The organism is Vibrio sp. Y42_MX_L11 (assembly GCF_024181785.1).
GTDB classification, from domain to species: domain Bacteria; phylum Pseudomonadota; class Gammaproteobacteria; order Enterobacterales; family Vibrionaceae; genus Vibrio; species Vibrio diabolicus.
In genome coordinates, this window is record NZ_JAMZAP010000023.1 from 11795 (window position 1) to 33265 (window position 21471).

18 protein-coding genes are annotated in these 21471 nt (G+C 46.8%); 12 read left to right on the forward strand and 6 right to left on the reverse strand.

The window, feature by feature from the left end:
• Positions 1 to 4 precede the first annotated feature (4 nt).
• The 3 genes from glyS (at position 5) to NL643_RS19310 (ending at position 5848) form a co-directional block, all read left to right on the forward strand.
• Positions 5 to 2071 carry a glycine--tRNA ligase subunit beta gene (gene glyS / locus NL643_RS19300; protein ID WP_253644998.1) on the forward strand — a complete coding sequence of 689 codons (2067 nt, stop codon included), beginning with the start codon at positions 5 to 7 and terminating at the stop codon, positions 2069 to 2071.
• Between the two features lie 217 nt (positions 2072 to 2288).
• Positions 2289 to 4373 (forward strand): alpha-amylase, encoded by a 2085-nt coding sequence (locus NL643_RS19305; RefSeq protein WP_253644999.1) that lies wholly within the window; start codon positions 2289 to 2291, stop codon positions 4371 to 4373.
• 221 nt (positions 4374 to 4594) lie between these two features.
• A complete protein-coding gene (locus tag NL643_RS19310) occupies positions 4595 to 5848 on the forward strand; it encodes a valine--pyruvate transaminase (RefSeq protein WP_253645000.1) in 1254 nt (417 codons plus the stop codon).
• 84 nt (positions 5849 to 5932) lie between these two features.
• Here NL643_RS19310 and NL643_RS19315 read toward each other — a convergent pair whose 3' ends face one another.
• From NL643_RS19315 to dnaA, 6 genes are all read right to left on the reverse strand, one after another.
• Positions 5933 to 6370 (reverse strand): Hsp20 family protein, encoded by a 438-nt coding sequence (locus NL643_RS19315; RefSeq protein ID WP_005458680.1) that lies wholly within the window; start codon positions 6368 to 6370, stop codon positions 5933 to 5935.
• Between the two features lie 532 nt (positions 6371 to 6902).
• The gene (locus NL643_RS19320) at positions 6903 to 7319 is read right to left on the reverse strand and encodes a GreA/GreB family elongation factor (protein WP_025768940.1); all 417 of its coding nucleotides are present in this window, start codon (positions 7317 to 7319) and stop codon (positions 6903 to 6905) included.
• Between the two features lie 344 nt (positions 7320 to 7663).
• Positions 7664 to 10081, reverse strand: coding sequence for a DNA topoisomerase (ATP-hydrolyzing) subunit B (gene gyrB, locus NL643_RS19325; RefSeq protein ID WP_005394109.1), 2418 nt, complete (start codon positions 10079 to 10081; stop codon positions 7664 to 7666).
• Positions 10082 to 10094: 13 nt separating this feature from the next.
• Positions 10095 to 11174 carry a DNA replication/repair protein RecF gene (recF, locus tag NL643_RS19330; RefSeq protein WP_253645001.1) on the reverse strand — a complete coding sequence of 360 codons (1080 nt, stop codon included), beginning with the start codon at positions 11172 to 11174 and terminating at the stop codon, positions 10095 to 10097.
• 9 nt (positions 11175 to 11183) lie between these two features.
• A complete protein-coding gene (dnaN, locus tag NL643_RS19335; RefSeq protein ID WP_005394106.1) occupies positions 11184 to 12284 on the reverse strand; it encodes a DNA polymerase III subunit beta in 1101 nt (366 codons plus the stop codon).
• Positions 12285 to 12347: 63 nt separating this feature from the next.
• Positions 12348 to 13754 carry a chromosomal replication initiator protein DnaA gene (dnaA, locus tag NL643_RS19340; protein WP_005378835.1) on the reverse strand — a complete coding sequence of 469 codons (1407 nt, stop codon included), beginning with the start codon at positions 13752 to 13754 and terminating at the stop codon, positions 12348 to 12350.
• Positions 13755 to 14166: 412 nt separating this feature from the next.
• Between dnaA and NL643_RS19345 the strand changes: the two genes are divergently transcribed.
• The 9 genes from NL643_RS19345 to mioC all read left to right on the forward strand — a co-directional run bounded on the left by NL643_RS19345 (position 14167) and on the right by mioC (position 21043).
• Complete coding sequence (locus tag NL643_RS19345) at positions 14167 to 14913, forward strand: amino acid ABC transporter substrate-binding protein (RefSeq protein WP_005378831.1); 747 nt, start codon at positions 14167 to 14169, stop codon at positions 14911 to 14913.
• 114 nt (positions 14914 to 15027) lie between these two features.
• Positions 15028 to 15699, forward strand: a complete 672-nt coding sequence (locus NL643_RS19350; RefSeq protein WP_005378829.1) for an amino acid ABC transporter permease — start codon at positions 15028 to 15030, stop codon at positions 15697 to 15699.
• Complete coding sequence (locus tag NL643_RS19355; RefSeq protein ID WP_253645002.1) at positions 15696 to 16433, forward strand: amino acid ABC transporter ATP-binding protein; 738 nt, start codon at positions 15696 to 15698, stop codon at positions 16431 to 16433. Before NL643_RS19350 ends, NL643_RS19355 begins: the two co-directional genes overlap by 4 nt.
• Positions 16434 to 16675: 242 nt before the next feature.
• Positions 16676 to 16810, forward strand: a complete 135-nt coding sequence (gene rpmH, locus NL643_RS19360; protein WP_005378825.1) for a 50S ribosomal protein L34 — start codon at positions 16676 to 16678, stop codon at positions 16808 to 16810.
• 46 nt (positions 16811 to 16856) lie between these two features.
• Positions 16857 to 17180, forward strand: coding sequence for a ribonuclease P protein component (gene rnpA / locus NL643_RS19365; RefSeq protein ID WP_253645003.1), 324 nt, complete (start codon positions 16857 to 16859; stop codon positions 17178 to 17180).
• On the forward strand, positions 17147 to 17404 hold the full coding sequence (gene yidD / locus NL643_RS19370; RefSeq protein ID WP_005378822.1) for a membrane protein insertion efficiency factor YidD: 258 nt from the start codon (positions 17147 to 17149) through the stop codon (positions 17402 to 17404). The genes rnpA and yidD overlap by 34 nt, the downstream gene beginning before the upstream one ends.
• 2 nt (positions 17405 to 17406) lie before the next feature.
• Positions 17407 to 19029: a membrane protein insertase YidC gene (yidC, locus tag NL643_RS19375; RefSeq protein ID WP_253645004.1), complete on the forward strand. Its 1623-nt coding sequence runs from the start codon at positions 17407 to 17409 to the stop codon at positions 19027 to 19029.
• Positions 19030 to 19146: 117 nt separating this feature from the next.
• Entirely contained in the window at positions 19147 to 20508 is a 1362-nt protein-coding gene (mnmE, locus tag NL643_RS19380; protein ID WP_253645005.1) for a tRNA uridine-5-carboxymethylaminomethyl(34) synthesis GTPase MnmE, read from the forward strand.
• Between the two features lie 100 nt (positions 20509 to 20608).
• The gene (gene mioC, locus NL643_RS19385) at positions 20609 to 21043 is read left to right on the forward strand and encodes an FMN-binding protein MioC (protein WP_005394096.1); all 435 of its coding nucleotides are present in this window, start codon (positions 20609 to 20611) and stop codon (positions 21041 to 21043) included.
• The last annotated feature ends 428 nt before the right edge of the window (positions 21044 to 21471 follow it).

Here is a 21471-nt window from a genome sequence, read left to right on the forward strand (position 1 = left end):
GAACATGGCAAAAGAATTTCTAATCGAGCTAGGTACAGAAGAGCTACCACCAACGCAACTTCGTACGCTAGCTGAAGCATTCGCAGCAAACTTCGAAGCAGAACTAAAAGGCGCTGAGCTAGCTCACGAAGGCGTGAAATGGTTTGCGGCTCCTCGTCGTCTTGCACTTAAAGTCGCGACACTAGCAGAAAGCCAATCAGACAAAATCGTTGAAAAACGTGGCCCTGCGGTTTCTGCAGCGTTTGACGCGGAAGGCAACCCAACCAAAGCGGCTCAAGGCTGGGCACGCGGTTGTGGTATTTCTGTTGACCAAGCAGAGCGCATGGTTACAGATAAAGGCGAATGGCTACTGTTCAAACAAGAAGTGAAAGGTCAGCCAACGTCTGAGATCGTTGTTGAACTTGCAGCGAAAGCACTAGTAAACCTACCTATCGCAAAACCAATGCGCTGGGGTAACAAAACAACTCAGTTCATCCGTCCAGTTAAGACGCTAACCATGCTGATGGGCAGCGACCTAATCGAAGGCGAGATCCTTGGTGTCGCTTCTGACCGCACTATCCGTGGTCACCGCTTCATGGGTGAACAAGAGTTCACTATCGATTCTGCTGAGCAATACCCTGCGATCCTAGAAGAGCGCGGTAAAGTAATGGCAGATTACGAAGCGCGTAAAGCAATCATCCTAGCTGACGCACAAAAAGCGGCAGCAGCGGTTGGCGGTATCGCTGACCTAGAAGATGACCTAGTAGAAGAAGTCACGTCTCTGGTTGAATGGCCAGTGGTACTAACAGCGAAGTTTGAAGAAGAGTTCCTAAAAGTGCCTTCTGAAGCGTTGGTTTACACCATGAAAGGTGACCAGAAGTACTTCCCTGTTTATGACGAAAACAAGAAGCTACTACCTAACTTCATCTTCGTATCGAACATCGAATCAAAAGAGCCTCGTTACGTAATCGAAGGTAACGAGAAAGTGGTTCGTCCTCGTCTTGCTGACGCAGAGTTCTTCTTCAACACAGACCGTAAGCGTCCGCTTATCGACCGTCTGCCTGAACTAGAGCAAGCGATCTTCCAAAAGCAACTGGGTACGATCAAAGACAAAACAGACCGCATCACTGAACTTGCTGGCTACATTGCAGAGCAAATCGGTGCTGACGTTGAAAAATCAAAGCGTGCTGGTCTACTAGCAAAATGTGACCTAATGACCTCTATGGTATTCGAATTTACGGATACTCAAGGTGTGATGGGTATGCACTACGCGCGCCACGACGGTGAAGCAGAAGAAGTTGCAGTCGCACTGAACGAGCAATACATGCCTCGTTTCGCAGGTGATGAACTGCCATCAAACGGCGTTTCAACTGCTGTAGCAATGGCAGACAAACTAGACACTATCGTAGGTATCTTCGGTATTGGTCAAGCGCCTAAAGGCAGTGACCCATTCGCACTACGCCGCGCATCTCTAGGTGTACTGCGTATCATCGTTGAATACGGCTACAACCTAGATCTTGTTGACCTAGTTGCGAAAGCGAAGTCACTGTTCGGCGACCGCCTAACCAACGACAACGTTGAACAAGACGTTATCGAGTTCATGCTTGGTCGTTTCCGTGCTTGGTACCAAGACGAAGGCTTCAGCGTAGACATCATTCAAGCGGTACTGGCTCGTCGTCCGACTAAACCAGCAGACTTTGACCAACGTGTTAAAGCGGTTTCTCACTTCCGTGAACTGGAAGCGGCAGAGTCTCTAGCAGCAGCGAACAAACGTGTTGGTAACATCCTAGCGAAATTCGACGGCGAACTTGCAGAAGAAATTGACCTAGCATTGCTACAAGAAGACGCAGAGAAAGCACTAGCAGAAAGCGTTGAAGTCATGACTGAAGCACTAGAGCCTGCATTTGCGACCGGTAACTACCAAGAAGCCCTAAGCAAGCTAGCAGATCTACGTGAGCCAGTGGATGCGTTCTTCGATAACGTAATGGTAATGGCAGACGACGAAGCACTTAAGAAGAACCGTCTGACATTGCTGAACAACCTGCGCAACCTGTTCTTACAGGTCGCAGATATCTCTGTCCTTCAAAAGTAATTCATTACTCTTCGAAGTGATTAAGAAATAAGTAAAAGGGAAGCAGATGCTTCCCTTTTTTGTTGCCTTCAAACCGATGAAGGTGACGCTTATTATTCATTTTGTGAACAAGACTAAAATTTGTAGGGTGAGACGCGTTTAACTTGTTGGTGTAGAGCTCGGATTGTAGAGGCACAGTTTTGCTATAACTGGACTGTTTATTCGGGGGAAGGACACAATGAAAAAAACAATTCTCGCACTCTCTATCGGTCTACTGAGCGCCTGCAGCCAGATTCCAGAAAATGCCATCGTATTAAGCGTTGGTGATGACACCGCAGTTTTTGAGGAAAACTCACAAGGCTTACTTGTCGCCGAGCAAAAACTCGAAAAAGGCAGCTACACCTTTACCATTGCCGACAGTAATCAAAGCTGTGGAAGTAGCTTTGCTTTGGCAGAAGAAAGCCGCATCAAATTCAATCGTCCATTAAAAATGGATAATTGCGCCACAGATGTCCAAATGCCGCTGCGCATCTTCAAAGCCAACACCTATCAATTTACGCTCAACCCAACCACTAACGAGCTAACTGTTAGGCTCAAACCCAAACAGAATCAAGATATTACCTACTCTTGCCCTGTCGCAACCGATACGCCAAAAACCATCAACGTTGCCCAAACCTTCAGTGATGGCACTGTCGTTCGTGATGCCTTAACCGGACAACAAGCTACAGTCGCCAATGGCAGCGTAACCATGCAGCCGGGCCCAATGAGCCAAGGTCTGTTGTTACTAGAAGAGGTTGAGCAGCAAGCCGACAAACCGTTCAGTTGGGACAACGCGACGGTGTACTTCGTCATGACCGACCGCTTCTATAATGGCAACCCAGACAACGACAACAGCTACGGTCGCAGCAAAGACGGAAAATATGAGATTGGTACCTTCCACGGTGGTGACTTAGCGGGTCTAACGAAAAAACTCGATTACATCGAATCACTTGGTGTGAATGCTATCTGGATAACTTCACCACTGGAACAAATCCACGGCTGGGTTGGCGGCGGTGATAAAGGCGACTTCAAGCACTATGGCTACCACGGCTACTATCACCAAGATTGGACCAAACTTGATGCCAACATGGGTACCGAAGATGAACTCAGAACCTTCGTCGATACTGCCCATAAGAAAGGTATCCGCGTGATTTGGGATGTGGTCATGAACCACACAGGTTATGCGACATTAGCAGACATGCAGGAATTCGGCTTTGGTAAGCTTTACCTTGATGACCAAGAAGCCAAAGAAGTCCTTGGTGAAAAATGGACCGACTGGCAGCCAAAATCAGGACAAAGCTGGCACAGCTTCAACGATTACATCAAATACGGTGATAGCGAAGCGTGGGAAAAGTGGTGGGGCAAAGATTGGCTTCGCACCGACATTGGCGATTACGATGCGCCGGGATACAACGACATCACCATGTCTTTGAACTACTTACCGGATCTCAAAACCGAATCAACTCAGAAAACCGGACTACCAAACTTCTTCCGCAATAAAGACACCAATGCGCAAGATGAACTGCAAACCCCGCGTGAGCATCTGGTTACGTGGTTATCCGACTGGGTACGTGACTATGGCATTGATGGCTTCCGCGTCGACACCGCTAAACACGTTGAAATGGAAGCGTGGGCAGAGTTGAAAGCCAGCACCACTCAAGCGCTTGCCCAGTGGAAGCAAAACAATCCAGACAAAGCACTAGATGACCTGCCATTTTGGATGACAGGTGAAGTATGGGCACACAGCGTGGTGAAGAGCCCGTATTTCGATAACGGCTTCGATTCCATCATCAACTTCGAGTTCCAATCTGATGTAGCACCAAAAGCGCTGAAATGCTTTGCTCAACTCGATAGCGATTATCGCCGCTACGCGGAACGTATTAACTCCGATCCTGAGTTCAACGTGTTGAGTTACCTGTCTTCGCATGATACTCAACTGTTTTGGTCGGCACGCAGCCGCAGCTTCGATGACCAAGCACGCGCTGCCAATGCACTAATGCTGGCTCCGGGTGCAGTGCAAATCTACTACGGCGATGAGATTGCTCGTGACTTTGGCGTGACTGGCTCCGATCCTACTCAAGGTACTCGCTCTGATATGCCATGGGATAAGATTCATGGCGAACGTGAAGACTTGCTGCAACATTGGCAAAAACTCGGCGAGTTCCGTCAACGCCACCCAGCGGTTGCGCAAGGCAAACACATCACTCGCAATCAAGAAGGGTATTACGCGTTCGAGCGCCAATACCACGACGACAAAGTGCTGATCGTCTACACTGGCGAATAGCCGATTCACTCCACCAGCAAGGGAAGCATTTCGCTTCCCTTTTTTATTCACTGCTCATATCCCCATCATCTGGTCTGATGACAAACTTTTTTCTTCTTCGAGTAAATTCACACTTTGCGTCGTAATAACATTAGGGTAAGGTCAAGTATTACTCTATAAGCTGATGTTTCATCAGCATTCAATACACATAAGCAATCACAATGAATTAGGTATCAGTCAGCATGCAGTTCTCAAAGTTTGGTGAAAAATTTAATCAGTATTCAGGTATCACGCAGTTAATGGACGATTTGAATGATGGTCTGCGCACACCAGGTGCCATCATGCTCGGTGGAGGTAACCCAGCCGCCATTCCTGCCATGCTCGATTACTTTCACCAAGCCAGTGAGGAAATGCTCGCCAGTGGCGAACTCGTCGCCGCCCTAGCCAACTACGATGGGCCACAGGGTAAAGACGCGTTCGTGAAAGCGCTGGCTCAGTTATTCCGTGAAACTTACGGTTGGGACATTTCAGAGAAGAACATCAGCCTAACTAACGGCAGCCAAAGTGGCTTCTTCTACTTGTTCAACTTACTCGCAGGTAAACAGCCAGACGGTTCGCATAAGAAGGTGCTACTGCCTATCGCGCCTGAGTACATCGGCTATGGTGATGCTGGCATTGATGAAGATATTTTTGTCTCTTACCACCCAGAAATCGAGCTGTTAGATAACGGATTGTTTAAATACCACGTCGATTTTGAACAGCTCACCGTCGACGATTCTGTTGCGGCAATCTGCGCATCTCGCCCAACCAACCCAACAGGAAACGTACTAACTGACGAAGAAGTGCGTAAACTGGACAAATTGGCGCGCGAGAACAACATCCCACTGATCATCGACAATGCGTACGGCTTGCCATTCCCGAACATCATTTTTGAAGATGTCGAACCATTCTGGAATGAAAACACCATCTTGTGCATGAGCTTATCTAAACTTGGCTTGCCGGGTGTGCGATGTGGGATTGTGATTGCGAGTGAAGAAATCACCCAAGCATTAACCAATATGAACGGCATCATCAGCTTAGCGCCGGGCAGTGTTGGCCCAGCATTGGCAAACCACATCATCGCTAAAGGCGATCTACTAAAACTGAGTTCAGAGGTGATTAAGCCGTTCTACAAGCAGAAATCACAACGCTCGGTAGAACTGCTACAACAGGCGATTACCGATGAGCGCTTCCGTATTCACAAACCGGAAGGCGCTATCTTCTTGTGGTTGTGGTTTGATGAACTGCCAATAACAACAATGGAACTGTACCAACGCTTGAAAGCGCGTGGCGTATTGATTGTCCCTGGTGAATATTTCTTTATTGGTCAGCAAGACGAGTGGGATCACGCGCACCAATGCCTGCGTATGAACTACGTTCAAGACGATGAGATGATGCAAAAAGGCATTGCGATTATCGCGGAAGAAGTTGAAAAGGCTTACCAACAAGGTCAGTAAAGCAAACTCCCACATCAAAGACATAAATTAAAAAGAGCGCCAACTGGCGCTCTTTCTCACTCTATAAGGCAAAGAACTTGCTGATTAGTTGCTTTCTAGCAGGTTGTTGCCACCGATAGCAATTTTACGTGGTTGCATTGCTTCTGGAATTTCACGAACCAAATCAATATGTAATAAGCCGTTTTCCATTGATGCGCCTGTCACTTTGACGTAATCCGCTAGCTGGAATTTACGTTCAAAGTCGCGCTCAGCAATGCCTTGGTACACGTAGTTTTTGCCTTCTTCTGCTTTGCGTTCGCCCTTCACAATCAACATGTTTTCGTTTTGAGTCAGATCGAGTTGGTCTTCAGAGAAGCCAGCAACTGCCATAGTAATACGGTAGTTATGCTCGTCTTTTTGCTCAATGTTGTACGGAGGGTAACCGCCAGAAGTATTTTTCGCTGTATTCGCTTCCATCAGGTTTAGCAGACGATCAAAGCCAATTGCATTACGGTATAGTGGTGAGAAATCTACGTTACGCATAAATCTATCCTCTTAATTAAGCAATAGTCTTAGCTCAGATGACCTTCATCTCACAGGCGTGTTTATGCAAAAACCAACGCCGAGCTAAGAGATTCTTATCATTCCGCAGGCCATCATTTGGCTCGGAGACATGATAGGAAATCTAAAGGTTTAAGTTGTGTGCTAAAACGCCATATCCTCTTTTGAGCGATCTCGTTTTAGCGATTCCAGAGGGCTGTCTTCTAGTCTCTAGCAAGCCAGTCATCCTCTTCACAACTAGATATAAGGTCGTCAAAAATGACTTTCAAGGGAAAAAATAAAAAATTTTAAGTGCGCTCGCTATCTCCCCAGAAAGGTCAGTTTACCCTCGCTTTGTAATCGGTATTAAAAAGCCCACCTTTCTGGTGGGCTCAATCTGCACTCTACTTGCGGGAGGATTTACGCGCTTTTACAACGCTCTTTTCTACCGCTTTTTCCTGTTTTAACTTACGCTTTTCTTTCAGACTCAACTGTGGTTGTTTTTTGTCTTTCTTACTCATGACTTCACCTCTATTTATTGGCACAACAGACAACCACACAGCATTTTCTGAGCTGGTGGCTGCGATTGATGGACAATTTCAGTAATCACAAAGCAGCGTCGCTGATTAAAAATTTCCACTTCGAGCGCATCATTTTTAGCTCGACCTAACAATCGAGACCCCAAATAAGAATCGACCGCGAGCATACCTGTCATCGGTTGCCCCTTGCGCGAGCTGACTAACGTCATGCGATATTGATAGGCGCGTTCAACATCCACTAAGCGAACCGTGTCCCCAACCGCAATACGAGCTCGGTTACGGCAATGGGCCTGTTGCTCGCAGGTTTCAAATAGCGATAACAACCTTAGTGGTGATTGATAGGTTAAAAAGCGACTGGTTAACCACCAAGTTCGCAGCGCCAAACAGTACGCCGAGAACCAGCGTTCAAACATGATTATTTCCTTCTTAATGCCTTGTCTTACAAATAAATTCAGTTCATTGAACCGGAAGTGCATCACCTCCGGCTTAGTTCAGGAAAGTCATCACCATTTTCTCAACCTCCTTATTCATCAGCTCTTCAGCACTATAGCGAGCAGAAAAAAGAAAGCAAAAGCGCCCAAGCGAACAAAATGGCGAGAAAAAAAGAAAACAGAAATAAAATGGCAAGCTTGATCAGGTTATTGGCAATTAGCACCAGAAAAACCAAAGTCTTGGCAGAAAGTGGCGATTTTCATTGGTGGTTAAAACAAAAAAGCAGCGATTTCTCGCTGCTTTTTTCTATTAAGACAAGTTGTCGTTACACGTCTAAGTTCGCTACTTTCAGTGCGTTCTCTTCGATGAAGTTACGACGAGGTTCTACTTGGTCACCCATCAGTGTTGTGAACAATTGGTCTGCGCCTACCGCATCCTCAATCGTTACTTGCATCATGCGACGCGTTTCTGGGTCCATAGTCGTTTCCCACAGCTGATCTGGGTTCATCTCACCTAGACCTTTGTAACGCTGACGACTCAGACCACGCATTGACTCTTTAACCAACCAATCAAGCGCTTCTGCAAAGCTTGCTACTGGCATCGTACGCTCACCACGTTTGATGTACGCGCCTTCTTCCAGAAGCCCATCCAGTGCTTCTGATAGATCAGCCAATTTGCCGTACTCTTTCGAGTTTAGGAAATCGATGCTAATTGCATGTTCGTGCGTCACACCGTGAGTACGAACCACGATCTTAGGCAAGTTTAAGCCTAGTTCTTCGTGCTGTTCAACTTCGTAGCTGTATTGGCTAGCGCCCACTTCTTTCGCATTCAGCTGCTCAATAAGCTGCTTCGTCCACGCTTCAACAACTGATGCGTCATGGCATTGCTCAGGCGTTAGACGAGGAGTGTAAATCAGCTCGTTTACCAAAGCACTTGGGTAACGACGGCTCATACGTTCCGCCAGTTTAATACCCGCATTGTACTGTTGAACAAGCTTCTCTAGTGCTTCACCTGCCAATGCTGGTGCTTCTGCGTTTACGTGTAGCGATGCATTATCCAGAGCCAATGATACTTGGTATTGGTTCATCGCTTCTTCGTCTTTGATGTACTGCTCTTGTTTGCCTTTTTTCACTTTGTAAAGTGGTGGCTGAGCGATGTACACGTAACCACGCTCGATAAGCTCTGGCATTTGACGGTAGAAGAAGGTCAATAGTAGCGTACGGATGTGCGAACCATCGACATCGGCATCGGTCATGATGATGATGTTGTGGTAACGCAGCTTGTCCGGGTTGTACTCGTCACGACCGATACCACAACCAAGTGCAGTGATCAGAGTGGCCACTTCTTGCGAAGACAGCATCTTGTCGAAACGTGCTTTTTCTACGTTAAGAATCTTACCTTTTAGCGGTAGGATTGCTTGGTTCTTACGGTTACGGCCTTGTTTTGCGGAGCCGCCTGCCGAATCACCCTCCACTATGTATAGTTCAGAGAGTGCCGGATCTTTTTCCTGACAGTCTGCAAGTTTACCTGGAAGGCCAGCCAGGTCTAGTGCACCTTTACGGCGCGTCATTTCACGAGCTTTACGCGCTGCTTCACGTGCACGTGCTGCATCGATGATTTTCGAACAAACCATCTTCGCTTCTGTCGGGTTCTCAATCAGGAACTCAGACAGTTTTTCACCCATTGCAGACTCAACAGCTGATTTCACTTCAGAAGAAACCAGTTTGTCTTTAGTTTGGCTTGAGAACTTAGGATCTGGCACTTTCACCGAAACAACCGCAGTTAGACCTTCACGCGCATCGTCGCCTGAAGTCGCTGTTTTCGCTTTCTTCGAGAAACCTTCTTTATCCATAAAGCTGTTCAATGTACGTGTTAGCGCAGCACGGAAACCAGCAAGGTGAGTACCACCATCACGCTGTGGGATATTGTTGGTAAAGCAGAAGATGTTCTCTTGGAAACCATCGTTCCATTGCATCGCCACTTCAACTGAAATGCCGTCTTCACGCTCAGAGTTAAAGTGGAAGATTTTTTCGATGATTGGCGTTTTGTTGGTGTTTAGGTGATCAACGAACGCTTGAATACCACCTTCATACATGAAGTGATCATGTTTGTCCGCTTCACGTTCATCAACCAATTTGATCGACACACCAGAGTTCAGGAATGACAGTTCACGCAGGCGTTTCGCCAGTATGTCATAGTGGAACTCAGTGTTAGAGAACGTCTCGGCACTTGGCCAGAAACGAATTTGTGTACCGGTTTTATCCGTATCACCCACAACGGCTAGTGGCGCTTGAGGCTCACCATGGCGGTAGGTTTGTGTATGGATATGGCCACCACGATGAATCGTCAGCTCAACTTTCTCAGATAGCGCGTTTACCACTGAAACGCCTACCCCATGAAGACCACCCGATACTTTGTATGAGTTATCGTCGAACTTACCACCCGCGTGAAGTACTGTCATGATTACTTCTGCTGCAGAGACATTTTCCTCTGAGTGGATTTCTGTTGGAATGCCACGACCATCATCGCTAACGGAAACCGAGTTATCCTCATGAATTGTCACAACGATGTCTTTACAGTGACCTGCCAACGCTTCATCAATTGAGTTATCCACCACCTCGAAAACCATGTGGTGAAGGCCGGTGCCGTCGTCCGTATCGCCGATGTACATTCCTGGACGCTTACGTACCGCATCCAGACCCTTCAGTACCTTAATACTCGATGAATCGTAATTTTCAGACATGAGTTTCTCTCTTCTAGTTTGACTCTATCCTGCCATGTTCCACATGAAACAATTTACCGTTATCGTCCAACATATCGGCGATTTGGCTTTCAGTGATAGAGCTTACAAATACTTGTGCGCCCGTCTCTTTTAAGCAGTCAGCAAGACGCTTGCGACGTTGGCTATCTAATTCCGACGCGAAGTCATCAATTAGGTAAATGCATTGTTTACCGGTCATCTCTGTCAGGTGTTGCCCTTGCGCGACACGCAATGCACACACCATGAGTTTTAACTGACCGCGTGACAGAACATCTTCAACGGGCGTTCCGTTCACTTTAATGCGCAAATCAGCTTTGTTTGGTCCACTAAAGGTGTATCCCAATGCCTGATCACGCTCAAAATTCTTTTCTAGTATCTCGTGGTATGGGGTGTCTTTATCCCAGCCACGATAATACTTCAATTGGATCTCAAATTCTGGCAAAAATGTCTGACAGATAATTTCTGCGACGGTTTTCATCTGCTCGATGTAACTTGCTCGCCATTGGCTGATGCTTTCAGCCAATCCTGCCATTTCCTGATCCCAATAACTGAGCTCACGATAACTATTGGCGGTTTTCAACAACGCGTTGCGCTGCTTGTTCAGGCGTTTGAACCTTCCCCATGCTTGATAAAAAGCGGGCTCGGTATGAAACACGCCCCAATCAATAAACGCACGACGATGTTTAGGGCCATCTGTCAGTAAATCAAACCCTTCTGGGTGTATCAACTGCAGAGGCAGAACTTGTGCCAACTGCGCTAATTTTTGTCCAGATTGACCGCCTATTTTAACCTCTGTTGAGCCATCACGCTGCTTATTAATGCCGATAGGTAGCTCAAATTGATCCGAGTTCAAAAAACGACCATGAACAAACAGTTCGTCACACTCATTTTGTATCACTCGTCCGGTGAGAGAGCTCTTGAATGAGCGGCCATGCCCGAGCAGGTAAACCGCTTCTAAGACACTGGTTTTACCGCTGCCGTTCGGCCCGATAAGAAAGTTAAAGCCTGCTGATAACTCAATATCACAGGCTTTAATGTTTCGAAACTGCTGAATGATGAGACGAGAAAGAGGCATTCAGTTGGCTTATAGACGAATTGGCATCACCACGTACATGGCACTGTCATCGTCGGCATTTTCAATCAATGCGCTAGCGTTAGCATCCGACATCGACACACGTACATTTTCACAACGCAACGTGTTCAGAACATCAAGCACATAGCTTACGTTAAAGCCGATTTCGATGGCGTCACCTTCAAAGGTTACATCAAGCATCTCTTCCGCTTCTTCTTGCTCTGGGTTATTCGCGGTTATGCGCATTTCAGTATCAGCCAGATTCACACGCACGCCACGGAATTTTTCGTTGGAAAGAATCGCAGCACGAGAGAAGGCTTGGCGCAACTCGTCACAACTTGCTATTAGGGTCTTATTGGTGCTCTGAGGCAATACGCGGCGGTAGTCAGGGAAACGACCATCAACCAACTTAGAGGTAAAAGTAAAGTTATTCACCTCAGCACGAACATTGGAGCTACCGATCTGAAGTACTACGGGCTGCTCTGGCGCATCCATCAACTTCACTAATTCTTGCACACCTTTGCGTGGCACGATGATTTGCTTCTGCGCAAAATCCGCACCTAGCTGAGTTTGCGATACCGCCATACGGTGGCCGTCCGTCGCCACGCTGCGTAGCGTGGTACCGTCAATTTCAAACAACATACCGTTGAGGTAGTAACGAACGTCTTGATTCGCCATCGAGAACTGAGTTTTGTCGATCAGCGTACGTAGATCAGCTTGGCTCAGTGATACTTCCACTTCGCTTTGCCAGTCTTCAATATTAGGGAAATCGTTCGCAGGAAGCGTTGCCAATGAGAAACGGCTGCGACCAGAGCGAACTTGTACGCGATCACCTTCTAAAACAAATGTGATGATCGCATCGTCCGGTAAACCACGGCAGATATCGAGAAACTTACGCGAAGGAACGGTAATGCTGCCCGCTTCAAAATCACCTTCTAGCGTCACTTTGCTTACTAACTCTACTTCAAGATCGGTTGCCGTCATCGACAATACGTTCTCTTCTACTTTAAGAAGTAGGTTACCCAGGATTGGCAGAGTTGGTCGGCCACCTAAAGCGCCCGAAACCTGCTGTAGCGGTTTGATTAAATGACTACGTTCAATGGTAAATTTCATGCTTGGCTCTTTACGCTGTCAGCTCAATAAATGATTTGCTTAGAATACCGTTATTCTAACCGATTACGAGGACAGGGTGCGAATCAAGTTAGAGTAATCTTCTTTAATATCGTGGCTCTCTTCACGCAGCTGCTCAATCTTGCGACACGCATGAAGTACGGTCGTATGATCGCGGCCACCAAACGCATCACCAATTTCAGGCAGGCTGTGGTTGGTTAGCTCTTTTGCTAACGCCATGGCCAGCTGACGAGGACGCGCTACAGAACGAGAGCGACGTTTGGACAGCAAGTCAGCCACTTTTATCTTGTAGTATTCCGCCACCGTCTTTTGAATGTTGTCGATAGTTACCAGCTTCTCTTGCAGAGCGAGCAGATCGCGCAGCGCTTCACGAACAAAATCAATCGTAATTGGGCGGCCAGTAAAGTTCGCGTTAGCGATAACGCGGTTCAGTGCACCTTCTAGCTCACGAACGTTCGAACGCAGACGCTTGGCAATGAAGAATGCCACTTCATCAGCAAGGTGGATTTGGTGATCTTCGGCTTTTTTCATCAAGATCGCCACACGCGTTTCAAGCTCAGGCGGCTCGATCGCAACAGTAAGACCCCAACCAAAGCGAGATTTAAGACGATCTTCAACGCCATTAATCTCTTTAGGATAACGGTCAGACGTTAAGATGATCTGCTGGTTACCTTCCAATAGTGCGTTGAAGGTATGGAAGAATTCTTCTTGTGAACGTTCTTTATTAGCAAAGAATTGGATGTCATCGATAAGGAGCGCATCCACGCTGCGGTAGTAGCGTTTGAATTCTTCAATCGCATTGTTTTGCAGCGCTTTCACCATGTCTTGCACAAAACGCTCTGAGTGCATGTAGACCACTTTCGCGTTCGGGTTGTTATCCACAATCGCGTTACCCACCGCATGCAATAAGTGGGTTTTACCCAAACCCGTGCCGCCGTATAGGAATAGTGGGTTGTAAGCTGCACCTGGGTTATCCGATACCTGACGCGCCGCAGCCAAACCCAGTTGGTTCGACTTACCTTCAACAAAGTTGTCGAACTTGTGTTTTGGGTTCATGTTTGAGCGGTGATTGATCGCCGCAATCGCTTGAGCGTCGTCATCCCAGGTTTTATGTACTGGCTTACGTGCCTGTAATTGCGCAGGTGCAGATGACTCCGCAGCCACATCTGCAGGCGTACGTGTCGGCGCTGGTTTTGGAGCAGAGACAGGTCGACTCCCCACTTCAAAGCGTAAGTTAGGAATGTCGCCACCACAGTATTCCTGTAGTAAACGAGTAATATTGTTCAGATACTTATCACGCACCCAGTCCAACACAAAGCGGTTTGGCGCGAATAGAGTGAGAGTATTGTCATTGAGCTCCGCTTGTAGCGGACGAACCCACATGCTGAATTCTGTAGCTGGTAGCTCTTCTTGAAGCTGCTGCAAACATTGCAGCCAAAGCGAAGATGACACGGTGCCCCCACTGAGTAATTGAATTATCGGAAAAGACTGGCAATTTTACCTGTTGATAACCAAGATCGCCAGCGATTGATCGACGATCCAGTGAATAAGATCCAAGTTATTCACAATTATTTCTGCAAACTTGATGAGATCAACACACCTTGCCCCAAATTTGCCCACACAACGATCCACAATTGGGCAAAATTCACAAGATCGAGTGATTGGTGATAAGTCTGTGTATTATTTTATTCCCAATGCTGATTTTGTCGATCATTTCCCCTGGTTCAGTTCGCATTTTCGTCACATTTAACATTCTTCTTCTATTATCTAATAACTCACAGGTCTAGGTTATTGCTCTTGGTTATTTATTTAATTGAGCTAACTAACAGTAGTATTTCCAACCATAAAATTATGGAGATGTATTATGAAAAACTGGATTAAGGTTGCCGTTGCAGCCATTGCACTGTCGGCAGCAACCGTACAAGCCGCTACTGAAGTCAAAGTTGGTATGTCAGGTCGCTACTTCCCGTTTACTTTTGTAAAGCAAGATAAGCTACAAGGCTTTGAAGTCGACATGTGGGATGAAATCGGCAAACGCAACGATTACAAAATCGAATACGTAACCGCTAACTTCTCTGGTTTATTTGGTCTGCTAGAAACCGGTCGCATCGATACGATCTCCAACCAAATCACCATGACTGATGAGCGTAAAGCCAAATACCTATTTGCTGACCCTTACGTTGTAGATGGCGCACAAATTACCGTGCGTAAAGGTAACGACAGCATTAAAGGTGTTGACGATCTCGCGGGTAAAACCGTTGCGGTGAACCTAGGATCTAACTTCGAGCAACTGCTGCGTCAATACGACAAAGACGGCAAGATCAACATTAAAACGTACGACACAGGTATCGAACATGACGTGGCGCTCGGTCGTGCAGACGCGTTTGTAATGGATCGTCTTTCTGCGTTAGAGCTGATTAAGAAAACTGGCCTTCCTCTGGAATTGGCAGGCGAACCGTTTGAGACCATTCAAAACGCATGGCCTTTCGTTGACAACGAGAAAGGTCGTAAGCTGCAAGAAGAAGTAAACAAAGCACTGGCTGAGATGCGCGCAGATGGTACAGTAGAGAAAATTTCCGTGAAGTGGTTTGGCGCTGACATCACGAAATAAGAACTCTTTGTACTTTAGGCCGCAAAGTGGTATCACTCTCGGACTAAAATAAACTTACGTAAAGGTGGAACTTGTTTTCCACCTTTTCTTTTCTCTAGCCTTTAGGTAAGCCGTATGGGATTTGACTTTAATTACATGTTGGAACTGCTGCCGATATTGCTGAAATATCTTGGCACTACCATGGAAATGGCGACATGGGGATTGGTGTTTTCACTGATTTTATCCGTCATTTTAGCCAATATTCGCGTATTTAAACTGCCAGTTCTGGATCAATTAAGCCAACTGTACATCAGCTTCTTCCGTGGCACCCCTCTCTTAGTTCAGCTTTTCCTGCTTTATTACGGCTTACCACAAATTTTCCCATTGATGGTGGGTATTGATGCCTTCTCAGCAGCGGTGATCGGTTTAACGCTGCACTTTGCCGCTTATATGGCGGAAAGTATTCGTGCCGCCATTATTGGTATTGATCGTAGCCAGATGGAAGCGAGCTTGTCGGTGGGTATGACAACATCTCAGGCGATGCGCCGAGTGATTTTACCTCAAGCAACGCGTGTCGCACTGCCTTCATTGATGAACTATTTCATCGATATGATCAAGTCAACGTCTCTCGCCTTCACGCTTGGTGTGGCCGAAATCATGGCGAAAGCACAGATGGAAGCCTCATCAAGTTTCCGTTTCTTTGAAGCTTTCCTTGCGGTTGCTCTTATTTACTGGGGCGTGGTGGTGATTCTGACTCGCGTACAAATCTGGGCAGAAGCAAAACTGAATAAGGCGTACGTACGATGATTAAGTTAGAAAATATTCACAAACGTTTTGGTGAGACTGAAGTGCTGAAAGGCATTGATCTCGATATTCAGCAAGGTGAGATCATCGTGATTATCGGCTCAAGTGGTACGGGTAAATCAACCTTGCTGCGTACGGTGAACTTTCTAGAACAAGCAGATGAAGGTCGTATCACGATAGATGACATCTCCGTTGATACTCAAAAACACACAAAAGCCGAAGTATTAGCGCTGCGTCGTCGAACTGGCTTTGTGTTCCAAAACTATGCCCTGTTTGCCCATATGAATGCGCGCCAGAATATTGCCGAAGGTCTAGTGACCGTTCGAGGTTGGAAAAAAGTCGATGCTCTCAAACGAGCGCAACAAATTCTGGATGACATCGGCCTTGGGGATAAAGGCGATAGTTATCCAGCGGCATTGTCTGGCGGCCAACAACAACGTGTGGGTATCGGCCGAGCGATGGCGCTGCAACCAGAACTGCTGTTATTTGACGAACCAACTTCTGCGTTGGATCCGGAATGGGTTGGAGAAGTTCTCTCATTAATGAAGAAGTTAGCTAATCAGCATCAAACCATGCTGGTGGTGACGCACGAGATGCAATTCGCGAAAGAAGTCGCTGATAGAGTGATCTTCATGGCGGAAGGCAATATCGTAGAGCAAGGTTCTCCACAGGATATCTTCGATAATCCACAAGATCCTCGTTTGAAAAAATTCCTTAACCAAGTAGGAATAGAGTAACGATCAAGCATCAGGATCGATTGATCCTTGAGATTTTACTCACACTACGTATAATCGCCCGGCCGGAATTTCGTACTCATTGAGTCATTGACACATTATGTGAGTGTGATTACAATTCCGCCTCTTTGTTGAGAGGCGTCGGTTGTCCTTCTCTATATAAAGAGCTTCTTTATATAAGAAAGCAAATACCCACGCCGGGTTTAACAAGAACCTAAAACTACTGATCAGTAAAGGTAATTATCATGAAACGCACTTTTCAACCTACAGTTCTAAAGCGCAAGCGTACTCACGGCTTCCGTGCTCGCATGGCAACTAAGAACGGTCGTAAAGTTATCAACGCACGTCGTGCAAAAGGCCGTGCGCGCCTATCAAAATAATCGCTAGTTTATTTTGAACACGTACGCGTTTAATCGGGAGTTACGTTTGTTAACTCCCGAGCATTATCAAAACGTCTTCCAGCAAGCTCATCGAGCTGGCTCGCCTCATTTCACCATCATTGCTCGCAATAACAAACTTTCTCATCCACGATTAGGTTTAGCGGTTCCAAAAAAGCAAATCAAAACGGCTGTCGGTCGTAACCGATTTAAGCGTTTGGCTCGTGAAAGCTTTCGTAACAATCAACATCAGCTTCCAGAAAAAGATTTTGTTGTGATTGCGAAGAAAAGCGCGCAAGATTTAAGCAATGAGGAAATTTTTAAGTTGTTTGATAAGCTATGGCAACGCCTGTCTCGCCCTTCACGTGGATAGCCATTGGGCTCGTTTATCTGTATCGCTGGTTTATCAGCCCTTTGATTGGTCCTCGTTGCCGGTTCACACCAACCTGTTCCACTTACGCGCTAGAAGCTTTGAGAGCTCACGGTTTTGTAAAAGGATGTTGGTTATCAGGCAAACGTCTATTAAAATGCCACCCTTTGAATGAAGGGGGGTATGACCCCGTTCCACCAGTCCAAAAACAAGACAGAGATAACTAACGATGGATTCTCAACGTAATATCCTGCTCATCGGTTTGGCCCTGGTTTCTTTTTTGCTGTTTCAACAATGGCAAGTTGCAAAGAATCCAGAACCTCAAGCAGTTGAACAGGCTCAATCAAGCAGCACTCTACCTGCACCATCTTTTGCTGATGAACTTGACCCAGTTCCTGGTCAACAGCAAGCTTCTGCAAAAACTATCACAGTAACGACTGATGTTTTAACTCTGTCGATCGACACCGTTGGTGGCGATGTGGTACATGCCAACCTTAACGAATACTCTGCTGAGTTAGATTCATCAGATTCCTTTGTTCTGCTTAAAGACGATCAAGGTCACCAATTTATCGCTCAAAGCGGTCTAGTGGGTCCTCAAGGTATCGACTTGAGCAGCACAAATCGCCCTCACTACAACGTAAGTGCAGACAGCTTCACAATGGCTGACGGTCAAGATGAACTTCGCGTTCCGATGACATTCACTGCAAACGGCATCGAATACACCAAAACTTACATCTTTAAACGCGGCAGCTACGCGCTTAATGTTGAATACGATGTAGTGAACAACTCAGGCAACAACGCAACATTTGGTATGTACGCACACCTACGTCAAAACCTAATGGACGATGGTGGTAGCATCACAATGCCTACTTACCGTGGTGGCGCATACTCAACAGAAGATACGCGTTACAAGAAGTACAGCTTTGATGATATGCAGGATCGCAACCTGTCTCTTAACCTAGCCGATGGCCAAGGTTGGGCAGCAATGATTCAGCACTACTTTGCCGCAGCTTGGATCCCACGTAACGAACCAGGTACTAACCTATACACTCGTGTAATTGGCAACCTAGGCGATATCGGCGTTCGTATGCCGAACAAAACTATCGCAACAGGCGATCAGGCTAAGTTTGAAGCAACACTTTGGGTTGGTCCAAAACTGCAAGATGAAATGGCAGAAGTGGCACCTAACCTAGACCTAGTAGTGGACTACGGCTGGTTATGGTTCATTGCGAAGCCTCTTCATATGTTGCTTTCATTCATCCAGAGCTTTGTTGGTAACTGGGGTGTGGCAATCATCTGTCTGACCTTCATCGTTCGTGGTGCAATGTACCCACTAACGAAAGCGCAATACACGTCTATGGCGAAAATGCGTATGCTTCAGCCTAAGCTGCAAGCTATGCGTGAGCGCATCGGTGATGACCGTCAGCGTATGAGCCAAGAAATGATGGAACTGTACAAGAAAGAGAAAGTAAACCCACTCGGTGGCTGTTTACCTCTTATCCTGCAGATGCCTATTTTCATCGCGCTATACTGGGCGCTAATGGAATCGGTAGAGCTACGTCACTCACCATTCTTTGGTTGGATTCACGATTTGTCAGCGCAGGACCCTTACTACATCCTGCCGCTATTGATGGGTGCTTCTATGTTCCTAATCCAGAAGATGAGCCCAACAACAGTAACGGATCCAATGCAGCAGAAGATCATGACCTTTATGCCGGTTATGTTTACCTTCTTCTTCTTGTTCTTCCCATCAGGTCTCGTTCTGTACTGGTTGGTGTCGAACATCGTAACGCTTATCCAGCAAACTCTGATCTACAAAGGGTTGGAGAAAAAAGGCTTACACAGCAAGTAACCTTTTAGGAAATGATTGAGAAAGGCGGCCAAAAGGTCGCCTTTTTGTTTTTGGCTGATTACAATTCAGCTAACTAAAGTTATGGCTCAATTTGAGCCCAGCTCAAAAGGCAAAATTATGACTACAGATACGATTGTCGCTCAAGCGACCGCGCCTGGTCGTGGCGGTGTCGGTATTATTCGGGTATCAGGCCCTAAAGCCAACCAAGTGGCGTTAGAAGTCACGGGTAAGACACTAAAGCCCCGCTATGCAGAGTACCTGCCATTTAAGTCAGAAGATGGCACTGTGCTTGATCAGGGCATCGCTCTGTACTTCCCTAACCCGCACTCATTTACAGGTGAAGACGTACTTGAACTGCAAGGCCATGGCGGCCCTGTCGTGATGGATATGCTGATAAAACGCATTCTAGGTATTGATGGTATTCGAGCAGCTCGCCCTGGTGAGTTCTCTGAACGCGCGTTCCTGAACGATAAACTCGACCTCGCTCAAGCAGAAGCAATTGCAGACCTCATTGATGCAAGTTCTGAAGAAGCAGCAAAATCGGCGCTGCAATCCTTACAGGGCGCCTTTTCAGGGCGCATTCATACCTTAGTTGAGTCGCTGATTCATTTGCGTATCTATGTTGAGGCAGCCATCGACTTCCCAGAAGAAGAGATCGACTTTCTGGCCGACGGCAAAGTGGCTGGTGACCTACAAGCCATCATCGACAACCTAGATGCGGTGCGCAAAGAAGCCAACCAAGGCGCGATCATGCGTGAAGGGATGAAAGTCGTGATTGCAGGTCGTCCAAATGCGGGCAAATCAAGCCTACTGAACGCGCTATCAGGCAAAGAGTCTGCAATCGTAACCGACATCGCAGGTACCACGCGTGACGTCCTGCGTGAGCATATCCACATTGATGGAATGCCACTGCACATCATTGATACAGCAGGTCTGCGTGATGCCTCCGACGAAGTCGAGAAAATCGGTATCGAGCGCGCGTGGGATGAAATCGCTCAAGCAGACCGCGTCTTGTTCATGGTGGATGGCACCACAACCGATGCCACCGATCCGAAAGATATCTGGCCAGACTTTGTGGATCGCCTACCCGACAATATCGGCATAACCGTGATCCGAAACAAAGCGGATCAAACGGGTGAAGAAATGGGGATCTGCCACGTCAATAACCCTACCCTCATCCGCTTGTCAGCGAAAACTGGTGCAGGAGTTGAAGCTCTGCGTGAACACCTCAAAGAATGCATGGGCTTCTCAGGCAACAGTGAGGGTGGCTTTATGGCCCGTCGCCGTCACCTCGATGCGTTGGAACGCGCCGCACAGCACCTTCAAATAGGCCAGGAACAGCTTGAAGGCTATATGGCTGGTGAGATACTGGCAGAAGAGCTGCGCATCACCCAACAGCATCTCAACGAGATTACCGGAGAGTTCAGTTCTGACGACTTACTGGGCCGAATCTTCTCTTCATTCTGTATCGGGAAGTAAATAATCGAACGCGCGGTGCTGAGCTTAACTCACACCGCGTTTCTTTTTGTACGGCAAGCCATCCATGAGCTTTAGCCGTCGCATTCAATAAGGAAGAAGTATGATCCACATTATTACAGGCAGCACGCTAGGTGGCGCAGAATACGTAGGGGATCACCTGAGTGATCTACTCAACGAGAATGGATTTGAAACAACGATCCACAACCAGCCGTCCCTCGATGAGATCGAAAATCAAGGAACGTGGTTGGTGATCACCTCAACCCATGGGGCTGGTGAGTACCCTGATAATATTCAACCTTTTATCGCGGCATTACAAAATACCCCGCCGAAAATGACCGACGTAAAGTTCGCAGTGATTGCGATTGGTGATTCAAGCTATGATACGTTCTGCGCCGCTGGTCAACACGCTTATGATTTACTAGAGGACATTGGTGCCACACCGCTCGCTGATTGTCTTAAGATTGATGTACTGAGCCATGCAGTACCCGAAGACGCCGCTGAGGCATGGTTAAAAGAGAATATCGAGCGCTTTTAAGCTCCCCGCTTTCCCTTCAACAGAGTCGAAATTCGGCTCTGTTTTCCCCAATGTGAATAACTCCCGTCAAATTATTTTGTTTAACTGCTCAAAAACCAACCAAACGAGCTGTGGATAACTACGATAAGATCCAGTGATTTTCCTTTAGTTATCCCAATAACAACTTTGATCAATTTTACCCCCTGTGTATAACCACCACTTTTGATCCCAGGTAATCCTCGATCTGATCCAATCATGATCACAAGATATGATCCAAAGAAGATCCATGATCTTGTTGATCATTTTTAGGTTATCCACAGAAACGGTCGATCCTAATAGTAGATCTAATAAAAGATCATATATATAGATCTTATATATATTTATCTTGAAGCTTAAAACGGATAAAACGAGAAAACGTTTTTCTCTGTGGCATAAAGCAGGTAAAATAC